This is a genomic window from Paraburkholderia adhaesiva (assembly GCF_021390575.1).
Lineage (GTDB): Bacteria > Pseudomonadota > Gammaproteobacteria > Burkholderiales > Burkholderiaceae > Paraburkholderia > Paraburkholderia adhaesiva.
Genome location: NZ_JAJEJQ010000001.1, coordinates 262,651 through 283,334 on the forward strand (window position 1 = coordinate 262,651; position 20,684 = coordinate 283,334).

The window sequence follows — 20,684 nt, forward strand, 5'->3', positions numbered from 1 at the left end:
GCTGGCTTGTAAATAAGCGCCGCTTTGCGCACCAGCACGGCCTGATTTCGACTGGAGCTCCATGGCCTTGCTGAATTTGCTGCCAGCATGTAGAGGCAAATTCTGTCCCGTGCATAAGGTGCACAACACCCATCCCGCGTTCATCTCTTACCCAGACCACCGCGTACAAGCAAATTTAGCACCTGACCGCCGGGCACAAGACTAATTGAAGCGTGTCGGTGTGCCAGCGCCACCGGAACAATCGCATTGTCGTATAGGTCCATCTCGAAGTGCCGGATCACGTCGCAAGCGCGTTGCACCTGGTCACCGTAGCGCTCGATCTCAGTTTTCGCAAGTGCGAAAGCACGCCCACCGCCGTTATGGCTCTTGTCCGCAAACGGGTACGGAAGCGCGAAATTGAACATTCGGCCCCGTTCCGTCTTAAATAGGAAGTCCTGACCGTAATAAGTTTCATTGCCGAAATTGGCAGCCGGGTTGTCCGAGCCGGTGACGTAGGTGTTGCGATAGTCGTCATCGACTATTCGCAGCATGCCGTCACCGAGGAAGCGTTCGAGCAGGAGAGCATGATTCATGAGCCCTCCAGTCTTTTGCAACCCTATAACGAGCATCGGACTCAAGCCAAGTTCGGCGAGACGGGTGTTCACTTTATGGATGAGCGCCTGCAAGCGGAGCGAGAGCTTAGCGGGTTCGCCGAACACGGCCAGCGGCCCATCCAGCACGAACGCGATGTCCGACAACGCACCTGGATGTACATCGAACACTTGCAAAATGTAGGCGCCGAGCATGAGGTGTTCGACGGCGTTCATCATCCGCGTCATCGCGCTGCTGTTGTCGCCGTAATCGCTGATACCTTCGTGCAGGCGAAGCCAATCCGTAACGAACACCTCCGCGCCGCAATTTGCGCACTGGACCACATCGCTCGCATTGAATTCGATGCGAGCATCGTCATGCCCGCACGATGGACAAGCGCTGATCGTCGGCGTCGTCGTGCCGATCAGTGCGCGTAGCGTCTTGGTCAGGTGCATTGGTGCTTGAGCATCGCCGCGATTGGTGCTCATTTGGTCGAACAACGCCCGCCGGAAGCCATGCTTGACGCTAAAAATGCCCTTGTAGCGAATATTGCTGCCCGGCATAGTGAATGTAATCGGCGAAGCCGACCGGTGCATGTCCGCGACCTTGAACGGATCAACAAAGTGGTTCGATGGGTCAAGCAAGTCGGCGTACGTGTCTATATTGACAAGCACGTGACTTACTTTCAGAAAGCCAACTTGGGTGCTCGGTAGCTTGTCGCTGATCGGCGTATCGCTCTTGCTGGCGTCCGACGCTACTACAAAGCGCGGTAAGCGCGGAGGTGTGCTGCGGGGCGCAGGCTGAAAACGTGATGCCAGAGCACGCCCCTCCTCATCGGATGGTTCGCGCAGGTAACTGCAGTTCGAAAGGAAAGTCTGCACATCCGGGTTGCGGACAAAGTCTGCATGCCCGCCTTTACCTGCTGTTTCTCGCGCATAGGGCATGTTAGATACCTGCCTTGTCCTGCGGACCAACCTTAATTTGCTCGATGTGCGCCTTAATTGCTTGTGGAGTGAACCGGTTGATCTGCGTCGGGATCACGAATGGAGCCGACAGCGTCTTGATGCGAGCGAAGCCGACATCCTGGGCACTCTTGAGAGACGGCAGAAAATCCTCGAAATCGTAGAATTTGCCTAACGTTTTCAGTTCGTCGTCGTTGTTGAGGTGCGTGACGAACCAGTTCTCTGTGTTAGCAAGAATGTTGGGGTGGACCGAAGATGGCTCCTGCGTGGCATACACGAAAGCTATTCTGGCTTTCGCCCCCTCCTTGGCAATACGTGGCCACGTTGTGTCTAGGTCAATCTTTTTGCCGACGAGGTTGTGTGCCTCCTCAACATAGAGCACGATATTCTGCGGCATCTCACCACGGTTTAGTGTGCCCATTTGACGCTCGAAAATCTGTTTTGCAATGCGTTCCGATAAAACTTTGCGGATTTCCACTGGACCAGCGGACAAATCGAGAATCACAATCTTGCCTGCATCGAGATGCCGCACGATTTCCGCAGTGACATCCTGAACGCGCCGCGACGAATGATATGGCAGATACTTCTGTATCGCACGCCACCCACCAAACGACTGCTTACGGCTTGTCTCCCGCGCCAACATGTTCAACATGGCTTCGAGCAACGGATCAACCCAAGAGTTTCCTGCCGTAGACGACGATAATCCGATGGTTGCTTGCCGTTGCGTTGCTTGGTTTTCCCGAACAGCCAAATTTATCGCGCGGATCTGTTCGAACCATGCAGCTGCTTGTGCAGGCGGAAGTTTGTCCGTCGTCGGCACTGCAACATCGGGATTTCCCTGTTGCTGTTGCCAGGCGTTCATTTGATCGATCAAGCTCTTGGAGCGGGGTACGTCAACCTTGAATCCAGAAGGAATGGGATACCGAGCTCGCGACAAAATGCACTGGAAGACAGCTACATGACGTTCCCAGCGCAAATGCTCGCCCTTTTCTGAAGCATCGGGCTCTTCGAGTGTAGCCGACATGAAGGCATCGAGGTCCTGTCCCGTGAACGGCGAGGATTCCTGCTTGAACAGAGCCTGGATGAGATTCAATCCCTGCCCAGGCTCCGAATAGAAGTTGGTGCGCAAGTCTTCGAATCCCGGCGTATCGAGCGCGCGGTAGCGCACAACGCGGTCTCCGAAGACATCAGCAATTGAGCTGCCGTCGTCTTGGTGATTGGCGTTCGCATATTCGCCGTTGATATCGAAAATCAGTTGTCCAACATTGATGCCAGATTTCATGGCCGCCAACGTTACTGCCGAAACCGTCGTTTTGACGGTGTTTGATTTACCAGTACGGGTCATCCCAAGGACGGCGGTACGCCGAGCGAGGAAGTCCGCCGGCTGGATTTCGACGTGGACATACTCACCGCTTGCGCGTTGCAACCGGTTCGTAGAGGTGTATCGAACTGTTCCGATGTCAATAGGTTGAGGGACATTGTGAAAACCCGCCTTCTTGGCCTCCTCTGCCGCCTTAGCTCGAACCTCCGGGTTTACGTGGTTCACGATGCGCGCCAGAGCATCGCTACGCGGCTTGTACGCCCGCATGCGCGGAAGGCTCATGAACGTCTCGACATCGCTACCAAGGCGCAGTAAATCATCCTGCATGAAAAACGTGCCGAGTACTCGGCAGCGCAGCCCACCCCATTGCAATTCGCTGCGGGTCATCGGGTCGAGGCCGTCGTTACCGTTGCCGGGAAGCCTTTCTTCGGCACGTCGGCGCTGGTGGTGCTCAATGCGAGTGCGCACCATGTCAGCATCTTGTGGCAGGGCAGCCGGTTCAAGCACGCGCAGCAGTACCACCTCCTGATCAATAAGCGGAGCTTCGTTAAAACGCGTCGGATCGAAGCCGGCCGCGACCAGGAAGGAGTTATGCGCCAAACCGTCGACGGCATGTTTAAAGCTGTCGTTGGTTTGAACATACGCCTCGTCGTAGCGAAGGTTGTAGACATAGCCAACGAAAGACCGATCGATGTCACCGATCAGCAGACTAAGCGGATGGCTGGCAGTGATTTGGTTGAGGATGTTGTTCATGGCGACGCCATCCATAGGGGGTATGCTCGAAATTGATATGTTGATGTAAATCAAATCGTTCTGGCAAACTAACTTCCACCGAGTTTGCCAATTGACCACGTTCTGAACCGCTCCCCTCCTTTGCTTGGGCGGACGGGATCAAAGCGCGCTTACCCGCATGGCTACAAGCCCTCAAGTCGGGCTACCACTGTCTCCGCAGGCGGAGAGCAAATGTTTATGCGGAATGAGAATTTTGTGGTGAAGCTAGGTGATTGAATTTAAATTAAAATAAGACTTTTGTACAGCCGACGCAGTGTTCTTGCTTGCTAGTTTGGGCGTGAAGTGCGAAATAGGAATCGCCTGATCTGTTGATTGTGTCTGTCGATAGTCGTAAATTCGCCGCACACGAAAAAGGGGCGATACGCCCGCGACGTCGGCCTTCATGTTTAGGGGTGACCATGCGATACGATGCTGTTCCGCTAGAAAAACTTGAGTTCGATCTAAACAATCCGAGATTTGAGCCTTGCAACAATCAGTTGGAAGCGCTGGCGCTGCTTTGTTCGGATAGCGGAAAAATTTCAACGTTGATGCGGCATATCGCTGAAAACGGGCTGAATCCGACTGAGCGAATTATTGTTGTGCCGTCAGGGAAACGGGGGAAATTTGTGGTGCTGGAGGGAAATCGGCGCTTAGCAGCATTAAAGCTGCTCTCGAAACCGGAGATGGTTGACGCGATTGACATCTCGGACGCTGCCAGCAAAGCCCTTCGCAAAAGTGCATCAGTTGATTTTGATGACTCAGAAATCGAGAGAATCGAATCTGTAGTGTTTGATGGCAAGGATGAAGCCAACATATGGGTTGACCTTAAACACACGGGTGAGAATGGTGGCGCGGGTGTGGTTGGATGGGACGGCTTGCAGACTGCAAGATATCGGCAATCGGATCCAACGCTAGCGGTTATCGAATTCGCGATTGGAGCTGGGCTATTGCCTAAAGATGACGCCATTGCGAAGTCATTCCCAATTACAAATCTCCAGCGGCTACTCGCAGATCCTTATGTGCGGGCGGCGTTGGGGATCCATGTTTCAAGGGGAGAAGTCACCTCTGATTTGAGTCGCACTGAAATGGAAAAAGGTCTCCGCCGAGTTTTGACCGACCTTGCGAGCGGAAAAGTTACCGTAACGGACATCAAGCGCAAGTCTGATCGAGCCGCGTACGTTGACAAGTTGCCAAAGCGGGAATTACCAAATTTATCGGCAAAAGTGCCGCAATGGTCGTTGAAAAAGCCACAAAATGCGGCTGAGGATGTCAATGGCGCATCGAAAGTGACGGTTGGCACTCAGCGGTCCAGCAAGGATCGCTTGTATCTTATTCCGCGAGAGCTGAAGCTCGAAATTAACGACCACCGGCTGAACAAAATTTACTGGGAGCTCAAGCGAGATTTGAAGCTCGGCGTTGTAGCCAATGCCGCTGCCGTCCTGTTTCGAACGTTCGTCGAATTGACGCTGGACTTGTACTTGGAGACGAACGGTCTTCCCACAACGAGGAAGGGCTATGATCTGAAGCTCGATGACAAGATCGGTAGCGCGATCACGCACCTCGAATCGCAGGGAGCGTTGACCGCAAAGGGTTCACGCCTCGCGCGCATGACCACGCACCAAGACTCAGTTAGCAATCCACTAACGTTTCACGCGTTCGTTCATGATCGGACTGCACAACCTACGGCCGTTGCCCTAATCGCCATGTGGACACACGTCGAGCCGTTGCTTGTCGCCATTTATAAGGCGATGAAGTAATGCTGGCCAGCGCGGTCGCGGCCTGTTAACATTCACTTGTCAAAACATTTCCGCTACTCCGTGTCCGCCTACTTCACCCCTCTCAGATACCCCGGTGGCAAGGGGAAGGTCAGCGCGTTCGTCAAGGCGATATTCCGTGAAAACGGGATCGTGGGCGGTACGTATGTTGAACCCTATGCCGGTGGTGCGGGTGTCGCAATGGAACTCGTGATACACGAGTTTGCAGGACACGTTCACATAAACGACATCGATAGATCGGTTTGGGCATTTTGGCACTGCGTGCTAAATGAAACAACGAGGCTGTGCGATCTCATTGAGAACAGCCCGGTGACAATTAAGACTTGGCATAGGCAAAAGGAGATCCAGCGGAACGCAGCACGTGCGGACGTCTTGGCTCTTGGCTTCTCGACTTTCTTTCTGAACCGGTGCAACCGATCTGGAATCCTGAACGCAGGGGTCATCGGTGGATTGAATCAGACTGGGGAGTGGAAGCTGGATGCCCGATTCAACAAGGAAGATCTGATCCGACGGATTAATCTGATTGCGCGTCACCGGAATCGCATCTCGTTGACGAGGATGGACGCAGTTGCATTTGTTGAACGTCTTGCGCCTGCGCTGGGGGACGACTCGTTCATATACTTGGACCCGCCGTATTACGAGAAGGGCGGCGACCTGTACGAACATCATTATCGGCACGACGATCATCAGCGAGTTGCAGATTCGGTCGCTGGGTTGGCAGGCAATGTGCGCTGGATGGTCTCATACGATGACCATCCGGCAATTCACGAGTTGTACGCGGACTTTCGGTCGCTTCGATACACGCTGAGCTATACCGCACAGGCCCGATGTCGCGGTAGAGAGGCCATTTTCTTTTCGCCACAACTCCAAGTCCCGGAGTTACAGGGATCAATGAAGGCGGCATGAAACGGCCTGCCCTCCTATTCGGAGGTACGGAGTCCGGTCAGTCCGAGGACAGTGGTCTTCGCTGGCAGAGGGATTCGATGAGACTCCCTATGCGCTCCAACTCCCTTTTTACGTGTCGTGGCTAACGCGCTCTTGAGGCCTGGTAAGGTGGCAAGACAGCGAATTGGCAAAAACCCGGTACCAATTCGGGGCGTGATTGAAATCCCGCAGCAGCCAGTTGTATCGTAGCGCACGGCGTCGCCATGCGGCTTTCAGGCGGCTCGGCCACCTGTCGATCAACCACCACGCCAGCCCAACCACATGGTGCCGCTCGGCGAGTCCACAACCCTCGATTGGTACCCGGTTCGCCGCTGCATTTGGGACCGCCTGCCCGGTTTTTGACGCGACGTATCGTGCCAATCTTCGGTTCTTCTCGTCGCTCGTTAGCAGTTTGACCATCTGATGCAACACCGCCAACTTGCCATAGTCGAAATGCGCCGAGGACGGTGCGTCACAGTCGGTAATGCGTAACGCCTTTGTCCAACACTCGAATGTCCGCTCGTTCCACTTGTCGGCTATTGTGGTGCCCGACTCGCGATAGTCGTAGCCACACGCCCAGCAACGGCAGAGCGGCTCGGTACTCGTGACGTCCGGGCGGCCCAATTCGATGCGGTGGTAGGCGACCCCCTGTCCGCACTGCGGGCATCGGTCCAACAGCATGCAATCGTGCTTCGGGCAGTAGGTGTAGAACGCGACCCGCCAGGCCAGGCGGAAGTAGGGTTCGGCGTCTTCAGCCAAGCAGCGCGGACAGAACTGCAGGCCGTAACCAAGCCGCTTGCGGTGGAACATCTTCAAGGACAGCACCCATTGCAACTGGCCGGATGCCTTCCAATCCTTGAACAGCTTGCCACGGTAGATCATCAAGGTGGTCCTCCAGGCGCGGCTGAGCGGCGTGCCGGTTCGCGCGCTCATGGTCTCGACCAGCGACGCAGGAGCAAGCCGGTCGATGTCACGGTTCCAGACTTGTCTATCGTTCCCGAACGCGAGCCTGCAGAACGTCTGCACCTTCAGCCCATTGGCATGGGCCACGCGCACCAGCCACGACGACAACAGCTCGCCGCGGTACGGGTGCGGATGGGCTGGCCAAAGCCGATCCTCGTTCATTTCACGTGGCTCGATCGATCTGGCGCTTGCGATCGGAGGGCGAGACCCAGTCGATCCGGTCGAGCACCTTGCTGTCGATACGCTCGGCAGCCGATTCGACGGCGTAGGTAGCCGCCTTCGTCAGCACGCGAGACAGCTCGCCGATGTAGCCTTCGCTCATCGAGAACAACCGACTAGCCAATGCTTCGCTGTGCAGGTCAGAGGCCTCGCGAAGCGGAAGCATGCGCTCGAAGCTGGCAAGAAGGCGCAGGAACTCGTTGTTGATTTCCCACCGAGGCAGCAGATCCGGCTCGAAGCGGTTGGCAAGCTGCGGGTCCGTCTGGAGCGCGCGGAAGGCGTCGCGCGTACCGACCGCGACGATGGGGACCTGCAGTTCGTTGCCGAGGAACTTAAGTACGTTTAGGAACGCGCGCTGCCGGTTCAGGTTGCCGGCGAGAACGTGGTGGATCTCGTCGATGATCAGTATCTTGAGGCCGACGTAGCGCAGCAGCTTGACGACCTGAAGCTGCTTCTTGTCAACTCGGTCGTTCGGCTTATACGGTGCAAACAGCAACTCGAGGATGGCGTTGTAGAAGCGCCCCTCGTCCGGGACCGGCGGTGCCTGGATCGACAACACCGGGATAATCACACCGTCTCCGCCGGGATTGTCGTCGGCGGGATGCTGGGCGCAGAAGCGCTCGATCAGCATGGTCTTGCCGTTGTTGGTGTCGCCGACGATCAGCAGGTTCGGCATACGGTGTGACTTCGGGTAAATCAGCAGGTCCTCGAGCTTGGCCAGCACCTCCTTGGCGCGAGGGTAGCCGATCCAGCGCGGCGAGCGGATGCGCTCGATGCGCGCCGCGTCGTCGAGGTCGAGTAATCTGGAGGTCGCCTCGGTCAGGTGATCGACGTTCATGCCATGTCGTCCAATTCGTCGAAGGGCTGGATACTCGCCGGTTTCGCAGGCGGAACTTCGGCTGCCAATGTGATCGTCGGCGTGACGCTACCCCACGGCTTCGGCGCGGCGAGCCCGAGCTTCCGCCGTTGCTGGGCGCGGCGGGCCGAGGTAGTCTTCGCCTGTGCCACGCGCTCGATTTCGCGCATGCGCTCGTAGGCATCGAAGATGGAGCGCTCGTCGACGTGCTGCCGACCCTGATCTTCAAGTACCTTCTTCGCTTCGCGCAGTTCCCACACGCTGATCGGCGGATGCGATGTATCCCGGTACGGTATCGTGAAATATTGTCCTAGTTCCGGGTCGTAGAACCAGATCGCGCTGATGTCGCGCGGGTCACGACGGAACATGAGTTTGCGCTTGTACTTCGGCTTCTGCGGGTCCGGCGCGTTGATCCAGCGGCGCAGCACGTCGCTGTAGTAGTGGATATCGTCGATCACGACGCCGTAGTCCTGGACTGTCCGTTCCTCGAACGGCATCAGGTCGAGCCGAAGCCGGTCCTCGTCCTGGATGCGCACCGGCAGGCCGACGCCTGGCTGGCGCTCGTCGCCGAAAATGCCCTTGCGATACATCGCCATCGGTGGCATTCCTATGCCGGAGTGCATGCGCAGGTGGTACACCTTGACGACGTAGGTGGTCAGCCACTCCTCGAACTCTGACAGCGTGAGTGTCGCTTTAGCCACCGAGTCGTAGTCGCCGCGCTCCTTCACGTTGGAAAACGTGGTGCCCGGAAGTGTCTTGATCTCGGTCGACAGCGTCCCGAGCAGCCGTTCAACGTGCGCACCGAAATGCGGCCTGGCGACCGGCCGCCACTCGATGTCGACGCCGTATTGCCGGCAAGCGCGTTCCAGCATCCGGCCGCGGAACTCGCGGGCGTTGTCCATATGCAGTTTCCGCGGCAACCCGTAGCACGGCCAGCTTCCGTCGATACCGCGTTTGGCCAGCCACTGGTCCTTAGGCAGGATCGTGTGGGCGAGGCAGAGACCAGTGGCCAACGCACCGGGCGGGTCGAAGGAGACGTAGAATCCCGCCACCATGCGGCTGTACACGTCGATGGCCAAGGTGATCCATGGCCGCCCGATCGGGCGCCGATGCACGTCGTCGACGAGGACGATGTCGAGCTTGGTGTGATCGATTTGCACGACGGCGAGCGGTGCGTTGGCACCTGGGAAGCTGCCCTCGACGGGCGAATACGCCTGCTCGGCCGCCTTGCGACCTTGGCGCTTGGTCACGGTCAGCTCGGCGGGCAAGGTCTTCACGCGGTTGCGTACGGTGTTCGCGTGCGGTGGTGCGATGCCGGCCGCACAGCATCGACGTCGGACCTCGTTGCAGACCCATTGTTTGGATTTCTTCTGCGTCGTCAGGAATTCGCTCTTGATGACGTCTTCGATGATCGCCTCGATCTCGGCCTGGAGTTTGGTCGCGCCTTTGTCCTTGCGCTGCTGCTTGGGAAGCAGGGCGGTCACGAGACCCAAGGACTCATACGCCTTCAGCCATTTGTACAGGGTGCTCGCGTGCAGCCCGAATTCCGCAGCGCGCGCCTCGACGTCTTCGCGCTTGCGCTGGCGCTGGCCGAGCAGCGGCAGGATGATCGCTTGGCGGCGTTCGGCCTCCGACCAGTCGGATTCCGCTACCGACAGCAAGTCCGGTCGGGGTATCGCGGGTATGGGCTGAGCGGCTTGGAGCTCGGCGAGCTTCGCGCGCACCAATTGCTTGGTTTCGAGGTCGCGCAGCAGTACCTCGTCGAAGTCCACAGCCTGCGCAATGCGGTGGGGACGGCCGAGAAACAGCACCTCGGTTCCTGGGATGAAGGCCATCTGGGTCAGGGTGTTCATACGGGAAGACTCCAGATCGGTGACGCCATGGTCAGCTTCTCGTCTAGGTCGGTGCCGATTTGACGCGTCCCGACCAGGTACCATAGGGTCGGGATCAAGGCCGCTCGGTGCCATTCGTCCTGGTAGCAGGCCGCCAGTAGGTCGGCTGGCGTGGTTCGATGCATCATCTCGGCCAGTCGGTCAGTGAGCAACGCCATGTGTGCTTCTTCCGATGGCCCTCGCCGCATGAACGGCAGTAAGAAGGTCGCGTTATCGAGGTACGGTGTGCGAATCTCGACTTCGGTCACGATCTTGAAACGCCAACCTTGCTGCCGCGCGTACCTGATCGAGGCCTTGAATTTCTGGCGCAGGTCGGGCCAGTTGGCATGCAGGTCGCTTCGGTACTTCACTTCGTACAACACAGTGCGGCGTGGCTGGCCGTGCAGCTTAAACGTCGCGATTGCGTCCGGCGTATAGCTCCTGGCGCGACCTTGGTCGTCGGACCAGTCAAGCGTAATCGGTTGCACCTCGAAGCGCTCCACGGCGGGGTCGAACTCGAGTAAGGCGATGAAGTCCCGCTCCAGCGTGGATTCGAAAGAGGCTGCGCCCTCTGCCTTGCGATGTGCGGCAACACCGGTGACATTGCGGTAGTTCTTGGGTATTTTACGGACAGGCATCCTTTCCTCTGCGTTTGCTACGCGAAATGTCCCATGGCTCCGTGGGAGCTATTGAGGCGACGCGCGCAGTCGCGCCAGCCTTCGAAAATTCGACGAAGCCGACGCTTGAGACATTGATACCGAGAGCCAATGTCCATCAAAAGTCAGCCGGCCGGGTCGCGATATTCGCGCGCGGGGGCTCAAAATCGATAGCGGCTCCTTCGGGCATAGCCAGGGCATCCGCGATGTTGCGGCGCTGATGTGTAATCTTCCGATATTCTTCGACGCTTAGCAGGACGTGGGTAGGCTTGCCGCGATCAGTGATGAATACCGGGCCGTCCTTCGTGGCCCTCTTCGCCTTGGACACGTCCTGGTTGAATTCCCTGCTGGATAGGGTTGTAATCGCCATCGTCTTTTCCTCGCAAATGATTTCTTAACGTTACGCGCGCGATAAATGTAGGCACGTTACTACCGTGGTCGAGCCGGTAGGACCGTCGTCTCCAGTCGCCGATATCGTTGTATAGTCGCATTTAGCGTTGGAATTCACAGTGGTCTGATTTACAGCCCGATTCGTCGTCAGATTGAAAGGGGCGGTGAAAGCCGTGCCGAAAGCATCGGGTCCGTCACGGCGGTCCATGCTCCGAAAAGCCCGCTAAACGCGGGCTTTTTTGCGACTATGCGCGGCGCGATTGCAGTGCACGATAGACGATCCGCACTGTACCCATCATGCACGCCCGTTTTTGCGGCAAAAGCGCGAAAAGCAATGCTCAAACAGCGTGAAATGCTTACGCGAATAAGTTGGAACCGGTCGCCGTCAGACTCCCTATAGTCGGGTTCTGCCTTCTTTCGAACATCCTTGCTTGCGGAGTCTGCCCAGATGAAACACGCCTTTTCTTCGTCGCGCCTGGTGCGCTTATTCACTGCGACGGTCGCCGTGCCCGCCGTGCTTGCTGCCACGTTCGGCGCCAGCGCCGCACACGCCGATACCGGCGCGCAGCGTGAAGTCGTGATCGCCTACCAGGACATGGTGGTGCCGTGGCGCTATGCGCAGGCGACGGGTGCCGTCGAAAAGGCCACGGGCTACAAGGTCACCTACCGCAAACTCGCGAGCGGTGCCGACGTGATCCGCGCGCTCGCATCGGGCTCGGTGCAACTCGGCGAAGCGGGGTCGAGCCCGATCGCAGCGGGGCTTTCGCAGGGCGTCGATATCTCGCTCTTCTGGGTGCTCGACAACATCAACGATGCCGAAGCGCTCGTCGCCCGCGACGGCTCCGGTGTTACGAGTGTGGCCGCGCTCAAGGGCAAGACGATTGGCGTGCCGTATGTGTCGACGTCGCATTTCCATACGCTCGTCGCGCTCGAACAGGCGGGCGTCAATCCCTCGGATGTGAAGATCGTGAATCTGCGTCCGCCCGAAGTCGCGGCGGCGTGGCAGCGCGGCGACATCGACGCCACTTACATCTGGGACCTCGTGCTCGCGAAGGTGAAGCAGAACGGCCGCGTGCTGATTACCTCGGGCCAGGTGGCGAAGGCGACGGGCAAGGCGACTTTCGACGGCTTTGTCGTCGATCGCCGTTTCGCGAAAGACAATGCCGATTTCGTCGCGAAGTTCGTGAAGGTGCTCGCTGCAACCGATGCCGATTACAGCGCGAATCGTGCTGCGTGGAACGCTGCATCGCCCAAGGTGGAGGCTGTTGCGAAGGAATCCGGAGCGAATGCGCAGGACGTGCCAGCAAGTCTCGCGCTCTACGCTTTCCCGACTCCCGCCGAGCAGGCATCGAAGACCTGGCTCGGTGGCGGCGCGCAGTCGGGCGCGGCTCAGTCGCTCCTCGCGACCGCGACGTTCCTCAAGGCGCAGGGCACGATCCAGAACGTGCTGACCGACTATTCGGTCGGCGTCGATCCGCAGTTCGTGCAGCGCGCCGCAGCGCACTGAGGTCGATCAGGCCGATTGCCTTCGCACAGGGATGCTAAATGAGCACGCTTGAAATCCGCGATCTGAGTGTCGTATTCGAAGGCGCGACGCGCGGCGCACCGCCGACCGTTGCCCTCGCGAACGTCGATCTCGCTGTCGAGAGCGGCGAGTTCGTCGTTGCGCTCGGCGCGTCGGGTTGCGGCAAGACCACGCTGCTCAACTGCATCGCGGGCTTCATCCCGCCTACGCAGGGCGAAGTGCGAGTGAACGGTACGCGCGTGACGGAACCGGGCGCCGATCGTGGCGTCGTGTTCCAGAAGCACGCGCTGATGCCGTGGCTCGACGTGCTCGACAACGTCGCGCTCGGGCTGCGCTTTCAGCGTGTGCAGAAAGCCGAGCGCGAACGCGTCGCTCGCGAGCAGCTCGCGCTCGTGGGCCTCACGGCGCACGCCCGCTCGCGCGTCTATGCGCTATCGGGTGGCATGCAGCAGCGCGTGGGCCTCGCGCGCGCGCTCGCGAGCGACCCGCAGATGCTCCTGATGGACGAGCCGATGGGCGCACTCGATGCGATGACGCGCGAGTCGATTCAGGAACTCGTGCTAGACGTCTGGGGCCGCACGCGAAAGACGGTGTTTTTCATTACTCACGACGTCGAGGAAGCGCTCTTTCTCGCGACGCGCCTCGTCGTGATGACGCCGGGGCCGGGCCGCATCGAACACGAATACACGCTGCCGTTCGCGCAGCGCTATCTCGAGACGCGCGATGCGCGCGCGGTGAAGTCGTCGGCGGAATTCATCGAGTGGCGCGAGCGACTGATCCGACTGCTGCATGCGCGTTCGCTCGCGCTGGCTATGTCGTAAGGGGGAGCGCATGGACGTGCCTCAAGAATCGATACTCGACTCTGCATTAACGGCGCGGGCCGGTAATGCGCAACAGGATGCGCGGAACACGCGCGCCGCAACGCCTGCGAAGGTCTGGCGCATGCCCGGCGAAGGCCCGACTGCGGCGCTTTCCGCAGCGTCCGTCGCCGTGCTCGCGCTGCTCTGGTGGCTCGCCACACATCTGCACTGGCTGCCGCCACTCTTCCTGCCGACGCCGGAAGCCGTCTGGCAGGCTTTCGCCGATGCTTGGCAAGGCCGCATCCAGGGCGGTTTGCCGCTCTCCGAGCATCTCGCGTGGAGCGCGCTGCGCGTGTTCGGCGCGTTGGCACTCGCGGCGGCGACGGCGATTCCCGTCGGCATCCTGATGGGCGTCTCGCGCGTCGCGCGCGGGCTGCTCGATCCGCCGCTGGAGTTCTACCGTCCGCTGCCGCCGCTCGCATATCTGCCGCTCGTCGTGATCTGGTTCGGCATCGACGAAACGGCGAAGATCGTCGTCATCTTTCTCGCCTGTTTCGCGCCGATCGCTATGGCCGCGCGCGCGGGCGCGAGAAGCGCCACCGTCGAGCAGATCCGCGCGGCGAGTTCGCTCGGCGGCAGCTTCTGGCAGATCGTGCGCTTCGTCGTGCTGCCTGCCGCGCTGCCCGAGATCCTCACTGGCTTACGCATCGCGATTGGTTTTGGCTGGACGACGCTCGTCGCCGCCGAGATGGTCGCCGCGACCGCGGGACTCGGTCAGATGGTGCTCAATGCGTCGAGTTTTCTGCGCACCGATGTCGTTGTGATGGGCATCGTGCTGATCGGCCTCATCGCATGGGGATTCGATCTTGGCATGCGCGCGCTGGAGCGGCGGCTCGTGCCGTGGAAGGGGAGAGCCTAAGCGGGCGCGTTCGGGGCTGGCCGTCGCGCAACGGCGTCGCGCGGTCCGCTCATCCCGGATCACCGAACAAACAACGCGCCTAGTCAGCGACCGTCACCGACACGCTGGCTGCGGCCAGGCGGCGATATAAATTGCGGCGTCTCGCAATCGGCCACCAGTCGTAGAGGAAAATTTCCATCGGTCGCCAGTTGGCAACCCAGCCGAAGATGATCAATCCCTCGGCGACCAGCATGGAAAACCGCTCGTCTGGAAGATTCTCCGCCAGTCTGCCTCCCAGGTGACACAAGGTCAGCACCGTAAGTCCGATCACGAGCGAGCGCCGGCCATCCCGGAACAACGCGCGCAGCGAGCGTTGTGTGGCGTCGGCGCGTTCTCTGAAGTGACCCGTGATCGCGTCCTCCAGATGCGTTGTCACCTGAGACGTGGATTCCCGCCGCGGCAGATGAACCACAACGTGGAGCGGCCGCCTGGAGCGCAGACTTTCTATATGGCCGACGATGTAGGCTTCCGCAGCCGGATCGAGGCTGCGTTCCCTGAACGGATACGGATCGTGAGTTTCGAAGAGTTGCGTGACCTGGTCGACGCGTATCTCGATGATTTCAGCTTCGGGAAGGCTGGCCATGGTGTGCAACGCCTCGCTGACAAGTCTGGTTCGATTTTCGCGTCGGACCGCGAACGCGCCCAAGGGGTGATGCCCGCCCGGCTGCCGTCATGCACGCCATCGTGAATCGCAGCAGTCGCTGTGTTCTGTAACTGTAGTTCCCTGCGCATTGCGTGAGCTGGAATCCGGGCGTCCCGCGCCGCCGTTTCCCCTCGTCAGTGAGCGGCGCGGATTCCGGAAAGCCATACACCTTACGTCCAGCTTTCCGGAAATCCGGATTTCCACCGGTTTGCTGGAACAAAAACTCGTTAAAAATCAACGGTCTCAGCGCTCCATTCAGCTGGCATCAACCTTGCAAAAGCATGCGCACGGCCGCCAAGGCCCGACAACTACAGCAAGGAGACAGCCTATGTCCGTTACCCCCACCCGGTTCTGCTGATTCCCCGTTCTGTCGCGGCCCGCGTCGCGCGAACGCCGTCCGGATAGACCATCCGGCCCGCTCGCTCGCGCCCGGCCACTGGCTCACTTACGCATGCAGGAAAAACCGTGAAAAAACCCTTCCACAAAGTGCTCTACGTCCAGGTGATCGTCGCGATCGTCGTGGGCATCATCCTCGGCCACTACTCGCCGTCGCTCGCCATCGACATGAAGCCGCTCGGCGAAGCCTTCATCAAGCTCATCAAGATGGTGATCGGGCCGATCATCTTCTGCACCGTCGTGACCGGCATCGCTGGCATGGAGGATATGAAGAAGGTGGGCCGCGTGGGCGGCAAGGCGCTGCTGTACTTCGAGATCGTCTCGACCTTCGCGCTGGTGCTCGGCCTGCTGGCTACCCATCTGCTCAAGCCGGGCGCGGGCTTCAACGTCGACGTGGCAACGCTCGACGCCAAGGCCGTCGCCTCGTTCGCCGAAAAGGCGCATGGCCAGAGCACGGTCGACTTCCTGATGCACATCATCCCCGACACGATGTTCTCGGCGTTCGGGCAAGGTGAAATCCTGCAGATCCTGCTTATCGCAATCCTGTTCGGCGCGGTGCTCGCGCAGATCGGTGAGCGCGGCCGCGTGGTGACGAACTTCATCGAAAGCATTTCGAGCGTGCTGTTCGGCATCGTCAAGATCATCACAAAGCTCGCGCCGATCGGCGCCTTCGGCGCGATGGCGTTCACCATCGGCAAGTACGGCGTTGGTTCGCTGATCCCGATGATGAAGCTGATCGGCACGTTCTACCTCACGTCCATCGTGTTCGTGCTCGTGGTGCTCGGCGCGATTGCGCGTTTCGTCGGCTTCTCGATCGTGCGCTTCGTCGCGTACATCAAGGAAGAGCTGCTGATCGTGCTCGGCACGAGCTCGTCGGAATCGGCGCTGCCGCAGCTCATGGAGAAGCTCGAGCGTCTCGGCTGCTCGCGCTCGGTGGTGGGCCTCGTCGTGCCGACCGGCTATTCGTTCAACCTCGACGGCACCAACATCTACATGACGATGGCCGTGCTGTTCATCGCCCAGGCCACCAACACCGACCTCACGCTCACACAGCAGCTCACGCTGCTCGCGGTGACGATGCTCACCTCGAAGGGCGCAAGCGGCGTGACCGGCGCAGGTTTCATCACGCTCGCGGCGACGCTCGCCGTGGTGCCGACGATCCCGCTTTCGGGCATGGTGCTGATCCTCGGTATCGACCGCTTCATGAGCGAGTGCCGTGCGCTGACCAACATCGTCGGCAACGGCGTGGCGACGGTTGTCGTCTCGGCGTGGGAGAAGGAACTCGACCGCTCGAAGCTGCGCCGTGTGCTCTCGGGTGAAGTCGAAGTGAAGGAAGGCGTGGAGGCCTGAGGCCACACGTAGTAAGGCGACGCGCCGTGTGTCCTGCGGCGCGTTGTCTCGTTTAAAGGCGTGCGTTCGTCGTGATGGGGCAGTGGGCCTGTGCCACAATCTTTACTTTCCCCCGCTGACCGTCTGGAAACCGCCCTCGTGACGCGCCGCCTGCTTATTCTCTTTGCGCTCGCTGCCGGGCTCGCCGCGGTCTGTACACTCACGTGGACGCTTGCCTGGCGAAGCGGCATCGAAACGCTGCGCCGCGACGCCGCCGTGCGCGGCGACCGCACGACGGCCTCGCTCAAGAGCACGCTGGAGCGCTACGAATCGCTCCCCTATATCGTCGGCGAACATCCGCTCGTGCAGGACGTGCTCGTTAATCAGAAGGACGAGTGGGTCGACGCGGCGAATCGCTATCTCGAGCGCGTCAACCGCTACGCACGCGCGACCACCACCTACATCATCCGGGCTGACGGCTTGTGCATCGCAGCCAGCAACTGGCGCGACCCCGACAGCTTCATCGGCGTGAACTACCGTTTCCGGCCTTATTTCATCGATGCGGTGAAGGGCGGCGTTGGCCGCTTTTTCGGCATCGGCACGATCTCGCACGATCCGGGCTACTACGTTTCGCAGCCGGTGCGGCGCGACGGCAAGATCGTCGGCGTCGCGGTCGTCAAACTCAATCTCGAATGGTTTCCGGGTTCCGACGCTACCGAGCCGCTCCTCGTCACGGACGATCACGGCGTGATCTTCCTGTCGTCGGTGCCTGACTGGAAATACCACACGGTGCGGCCACTGCCCGCCGACATCGCGGTGTCCATCGACCAGACGCAGCAGTACGCGCGCCAGACGCTCTCGCCGCTGCCCGCGCGCATCGAACGCGTGCTGGGCGATGATGCCGACATCGTGCGCATCGGCAGCGGCATCGGCGCGCCGCGCTATATCCAGACGCGCCGCGCGCTCGGCGTGCCGGACTGGGACCTCGTGACGATGTCGCCGGTGCGCCCCGTCGTCAACGCCACGCGCACCGCGACGATCATGACGGGCTTCGGCTTTGCGCTGCTGTGCCTGCTCGTCTTCTATTGGCGGCAGCGGCGCCAGCGCGTGAAAGAGGTGATGAAGAGCCGCGCGATGCTGCAGAAGGCTTACGCGATGCTCAACGAACGCGTCGCCGAGCGCACCGCCGATCTTTCGCAGGCGAACGTTCAGTTGCAGCGTGAGGTGCAGGAGCGTGCGCGCGCCGAGTCCGACTTGCGCGCCGCCCAGGACGAGCTGATTCAGGCGAGCAAACTCGCCGCGCTCGGCCAGATGGCGGCGGGTATTACGCACGAGCTTAACCAGCCGCTCGCTGCGCTGCGCAGCTTCTCCGACAACACGCGGGTGTTTCTCGAACGCGGCCAGTACATGGCGGCGCACGAGAATCTGGAGGCGATCGGATCGCTCACCGAGCGCATGGGCAAGATCGTGAACCAGCTCAAGCTCTTCGTGGGCCGCGCGCGTCCGCGCAGCCTACGCTCGCCTGTGGCGCCCGCATTGCGCAACGCGCTCGCGTTGCTCGGCACGCGTCTCACCGGCGTGGATCTCACGCTCGCGTTGACCGACCGCACGGTTGACGCGACGGCTGCTCCCTTCGATCTGCGCGGCGAGTACGCGGACCTCGTCGCGCAGATCGACGGCTTGCGCCTCGAACAGGTTCTCATCAATCTCGTCGGCAACGCGCTAGATGCGGTGGCGGACGCGGCGTCGCCGCGCATCGCGATCGATATCGAGGTGCTTGCCGCAACGCTTGCGATCAGCGTGCGCGACAACGGACCCGGCATTCCCGACGACGTGATGCCGCGCCTCTTCGAGCCATTCTTCACGACGAAGGAGATGGGGCAGGGGCTTGGCCTCGGGCTTGCGATTTCTTCGTCGATCGCGCGTGACTGCGGCGGCTCGCTCGTCGCGCAAAACGAACCGGACGGCGGCGCGCGCTTCGTGCTGACGCTGCGCCGTGCGCAGGTGAGCACGGCGCGGGTTGCCGCCACCGATGTCTGAATCAGGAAAGTAAGGAACGCGAACTAACATGATGCCTCCAGATTCAGGCAATGGCCGGGTGCTCTACGTCGAGGACGACGAACTGGTGCGGCGCGCGGGCGTGCAGAGCCTGCAGCTGGCCGGTTTTGACGCGACCGGCTTCGCCACGGCCGAGGCCGCGCTGCCATTGATCGATGCGCAGTTCGCGGGCGTCGTGGTGAGCGATATCCGGCTGCCGGGCGCGAGCGGACTCGACCTGCTCGCGCAGTGCCACGAGTGCGCGCCGGACGTGCCGGTGATTCTCGTCACGGGGCACGGGGACATCACGATGGCCGTGCAGGCGATGCGCGATGGCGCCTACGACTTCATCGAAAAGCCGTTTGCTTCCGAGCGCCTGATCGAAACCGTGCGCCGCGCGCTGGAGCGCCGCACGCTCATGCTCGAAAATCTCGCGTTGCGCCGCGAACTGGCGGGGCAGGACACGCTCGCGCCGCGCATCATCGGCAAGAGCCTCGCGATGGAACAGGTGCGGCGCCTCATCGCGAATGTCGCGCCGACCGATGCCGCCGTGCTCATCAACGGCGACACCGGCGCCGGCAAGGAACTGATCGCGCGCAGCCTGCACGAACTCTCGCCACGACGTGACAAGCCATTCGTCGCGGTGAACTGCGGTGCGCTGCCCGAACCGATGTTCGAATCGGAGATGTTCGGCTATGAGGCCGGCGCGTTCACGGGGGCGTCGAAGCGGCGAATCGGCAAGCTGGAGCACGCATCGGGCGGTACGCTGTTTCTCGATGAAATCGAGAGCATGCCGCTCTCGTTGCAGGTGAAGCTCCTGCGCGTGCTGCAAGACGGCGTGCTGGAGCGGCTCGGCTCGAACCAGCCGGTGCGCGTCGATCTGCGCGTGGCCGCAGCCGCGAAGGGCGACATGAATGAGCACGTCGCAGCTGGCACGTTCCGGCGCGACCTGCTGTACAGGCTGAACGTCGTGACGATCGCGCTTCCTCCGCTCGCCGAGCGCCGCGAGGACATCGTGCCGCTCTTCGAACACTTCCTGCTCGACGCGGCGGTACGTTATCAGCGACCCGCGCCGCTTCTCACCGAGCGCGACCGAATGCGTCTTGCGCAGCGCGACTGGCCGGGCAACGTGCGCGAGCTGCGCAACGCAGCGGACCGCTACGTGCTTGGAATTCCCGATGATGCCGCGACGCTCGCTGGCGGCAGCGAGGCCGCGACGCAGCCGCTCAAGGAGCGCGTGGAGCAGTACGAGCGCGCTTTGATCGCAGATGCCTTGCAGCAGTCCGGCGGAGCTGTCGCTCAGGCAGCGGCGCAATTGCAGGTGGCGAAGGCGACGCTCTACGAGAAGATCCGCCGGTACGGGCTGGCCGTGCGCGGCGAGCAGTAAACGCTCTTCCGAAAACACAAACTACAGCGGGAAAACCGCCTCGCGCATTCGCTTGTTCGAATTAATTAGCCATGCTACCTAATTAATTCTGCGATATCGACGTACGAGCCGCGCTGCCAGGTACTGCTGCAACGAGCGAGGCAAACGTCGGGCAGAGCCGTCTTTGCGCGCAAGCCCCGCGACCCGCCAAATTCCACACGCGGCCCCGGTCGTTCAGATTCACACCACCTTACCTTCACAAAGGCGCTCCTTGCGCCTTCGTACGCACCAGCAAGGACTCGTAAGGCACCCGTTAAAGGGACCCTTTGATTCGTGCTTCATCGAAGTCGCG

16 protein-coding genes are annotated in these 20,684 nt (G+C 60.6%); 8 read left to right on the forward strand and 8 right to left on the reverse strand.

The window, feature by feature from the left end; translation table 11 throughout:
- Positions 1 to 140 precede the first annotated feature (140 nt).
- Both L0U80_RS01245 and L0U80_RS01250 read right to left on the reverse strand, forming a co-directional pair.
- Entirely contained in the window at positions 141 to 1,514 is a 1,374-nt protein-coding gene (locus tag L0U80_RS01245; protein WP_233862018.1) for a hypothetical protein, read from the reverse strand.
- A 1-nt stretch (position 1,515) separates the two neighbouring features.
- Entirely contained in the window at positions 1,516 to 3,606 is a 2,091-nt protein-coding gene (locus L0U80_RS01250; RefSeq protein ID WP_233862019.1) for an ATP-binding protein, read from the reverse strand.
- A gap of 437 nt (positions 3,607 to 4,043) precedes the next feature.
- On the opposite strand from L0U80_RS01250, the gene L0U80_RS01255 reads away from it, so the two are divergent.
- Together L0U80_RS01255 and L0U80_RS01260 are read left to right on the forward strand one after the other, a co-directional pair.
- Positions 4,044 to 5,381, forward strand: coding sequence for a ParB/RepB/Spo0J family partition protein (locus L0U80_RS01255; RefSeq protein WP_233862020.1), 1,338 nt, complete (start codon positions 4,044 to 4,046; stop codon positions 5,379 to 5,381).
- Positions 5,382 to 5,441: 60 nt separating this feature from the next.
- A complete protein-coding gene (locus L0U80_RS01260) occupies positions 5,442 to 6,305 on the forward strand; it encodes a DNA adenine methylase (protein WP_233862022.1) in 864 nt (287 codons plus the stop codon).
- Between the two features lie 108 nt (positions 6,306 to 6,413).
- On the opposite strand, the gene L0U80_RS01265 is transcribed toward L0U80_RS01260, so the two are convergent.
- From L0U80_RS01265 to L0U80_RS01285, 5 genes are all read right to left on the reverse strand, one after another.
- Positions 6,414 to 7,448 (reverse strand): TniQ family protein, encoded by a 1,035-nt coding sequence (locus tag L0U80_RS01265; protein ID WP_233862024.1) that lies wholly within the window; start codon positions 7,446 to 7,448, stop codon positions 6,414 to 6,416.
- 1 nt (position 7,449) lies between these two features.
- The gene (locus tag L0U80_RS01270; RefSeq protein ID WP_233862026.1) at positions 7,450 to 8,343 is read right to left on the reverse strand and encodes a TniB family NTP-binding protein; all 894 of its coding nucleotides are present in this window, start codon (positions 8,341 to 8,343) and stop codon (positions 7,450 to 7,452) included.
- Entirely contained in the window at positions 8,340 to 10,214 is a 1,875-nt protein-coding gene (locus tag L0U80_RS01275; protein ID WP_233862028.1) for a TnsB C-terminal domain-containing protein, read from the reverse strand. The genes L0U80_RS01270 and L0U80_RS01275 overlap by 4 nt, the downstream gene beginning before the upstream one ends.
- Positions 10,211 to 10,870 carry a TnsA endonuclease N-terminal domain-containing protein gene (locus L0U80_RS01280; protein WP_233862030.1) on the reverse strand — a complete coding sequence of 220 codons (660 nt, stop codon included), beginning with the start codon at positions 10,868 to 10,870 and terminating at the stop codon, positions 10,211 to 10,213. Before L0U80_RS01280 ends, L0U80_RS01275 begins: the two co-directional genes overlap by 4 nt.
- A 136-nt stretch (positions 10,871 to 11,006) precedes the next feature.
- Positions 11,007 to 11,258, reverse strand: a complete 252-nt coding sequence (locus L0U80_RS01285) for a type II toxin-antitoxin system Phd/YefM family antitoxin (protein ID WP_233862032.1) — start codon at positions 11,256 to 11,258, stop codon at positions 11,007 to 11,009.
- A 468-nt stretch (positions 11,259 to 11,726) separates the two neighbouring features.
- Between L0U80_RS01285 and tauA the strand changes: the two genes are divergently transcribed.
- Genes tauA through L0U80_RS01300 form a run of 3 tightly spaced genes read left to right on the forward strand, consistent with a single transcriptional unit; the run spans position 11,727 to position 14,522 of the window.
- Positions 11,727 to 12,785 (forward strand): taurine ABC transporter substrate-binding protein, encoded by a 1,059-nt coding sequence (gene tauA, locus L0U80_RS01290; protein ID WP_233862034.1) that lies wholly within the window; start codon positions 11,727 to 11,729, stop codon positions 12,783 to 12,785.
- Positions 12,786 to 12,823: 38 nt separating this feature from the next.
- Positions 12,824 to 13,624 (forward strand): taurine ABC transporter ATP-binding protein, encoded by an 801-nt coding sequence (locus L0U80_RS01295; RefSeq protein ID WP_233862036.1) that lies wholly within the window; start codon positions 12,824 to 12,826, stop codon positions 13,622 to 13,624.
- A gap of 10 nt (positions 13,625 to 13,634) precedes the next feature.
- Entirely contained in the window at positions 13,635 to 14,522 is an 888-nt protein-coding gene (locus L0U80_RS01300) for an ABC transporter permease subunit (protein WP_233862038.1), read from the forward strand.
- Between the two features lie 79 nt (positions 14,523 to 14,601).
- On the opposite strand, the gene L0U80_RS01305 is transcribed toward L0U80_RS01300, so the two are convergent.
- Entirely contained in the window at positions 14,602 to 15,207 is a 606-nt protein-coding gene (locus tag L0U80_RS01305; protein WP_233862040.1) for a hypothetical protein, read from the reverse strand.
- A gap of 462 nt (positions 15,208 to 15,669) precedes the next feature.
- Here L0U80_RS01305 and L0U80_RS01310 point away from each other — a divergent pair, with 462 nt between their 5' ends.
- The 3 genes from L0U80_RS01310 to L0U80_RS01320 all read left to right on the forward strand — a co-directional run bounded on the left by L0U80_RS01310 (position 15,670) and on the right by L0U80_RS01320 (position 20,353).
- The gene (locus L0U80_RS01310; RefSeq protein ID WP_233862042.1) at positions 15,670 to 16,950 is read left to right on the forward strand and encodes a dicarboxylate/amino acid:cation symporter; all 1,281 of its coding nucleotides are present in this window, start codon (positions 15,670 to 15,672) and stop codon (positions 16,948 to 16,950) included.
- A 123-nt stretch (positions 16,951 to 17,073) separates the two neighbouring features.
- Entirely contained in the window at positions 17,074 to 18,969 is a 1,896-nt protein-coding gene (locus tag L0U80_RS01315) for a sensor histidine kinase (RefSeq protein ID WP_373322174.1), read from the forward strand.
- 31 nt (positions 18,970 to 19,000) lie between these two features.
- Positions 19,001 to 20,353, forward strand: coding sequence for a sigma-54-dependent transcriptional regulator (locus tag L0U80_RS01320; RefSeq protein ID WP_308444862.1), 1,353 nt, complete (start codon positions 19,001 to 19,003; stop codon positions 20,351 to 20,353).
- The last annotated feature ends 331 nt before the right edge of the window (positions 20,354 to 20,684 follow it).

Coding starts and splice junctions, on each gene's coding strand:
- L0U80_RS01250 (WP_233862019.1), bottom strand. CDS start 3,606: ATGAACAACATCCTCAACCAAATCACTGCCAGCCATCCGCTTAGTCTG.
- L0U80_RS01295 (WP_233862036.1), top strand. CDS start 12,824: ATGAGCACGCTTGAAATCCGCGATCTGAGTGTCGTATTCGAAGGCGCG.
- L0U80_RS01255 (WP_233862020.1), top strand. CDS start 4,044: ATGCGATACGATGCTGTTCCGCTAGAAAAACTTGAGTTCGATCTAAAC.
- tauA (WP_233862034.1), top strand. CDS start 11,727: ATGAAACACGCCTTTTCTTCGTCGCGCCTGGTGCGCTTATTCACTGCG.
- L0U80_RS01265 (WP_233862024.1), bottom strand. CDS start 7,448: ATGAACGAGGATCGGCTTTGGCCAGCCCATCCGCACCCGTACCGCGGC.
- L0U80_RS01270 (WP_233862026.1), bottom strand. CDS start 8,343: ATGAACGTCGATCACCTGACCGAGGCGACCTCCAGATTACTCGACCTC.
- L0U80_RS01300 (WP_233862038.1), top strand. CDS start 13,635: ATGGACGTGCCTCAAGAATCGATACTCGACTCTGCATTAACGGCGCGG.
- L0U80_RS01245 (WP_233862018.1), bottom strand. CDS start 1,514: ATGCCCTATGCGCGAGAAACAGCAGGTAAAGGCGGGCATGCAGACTTT.
- L0U80_RS01285 (WP_233862032.1), bottom strand. CDS start 11,258: ATGGCGATTACAACCCTATCCAGCAGGGAATTCAACCAGGACGTGTCC.
- L0U80_RS01320 (WP_308444862.1), top strand. CDS start 19,001: ATGCCTCCAGATTCAGGCAATGGCCGGGTGCTCTACGTCGAGGACGAC.
- L0U80_RS01275 (WP_233862028.1), bottom strand. CDS start 10,214: ATGAACACCCTGACCCAGATGGCCTTCATCCCAGGAACCGAGGTGCTG.
- L0U80_RS01280 (WP_233862030.1), bottom strand. CDS start 10,870: ATGCCTGTCCGTAAAATACCCAAGAACTACCGCAATGTCACCGGTGTT.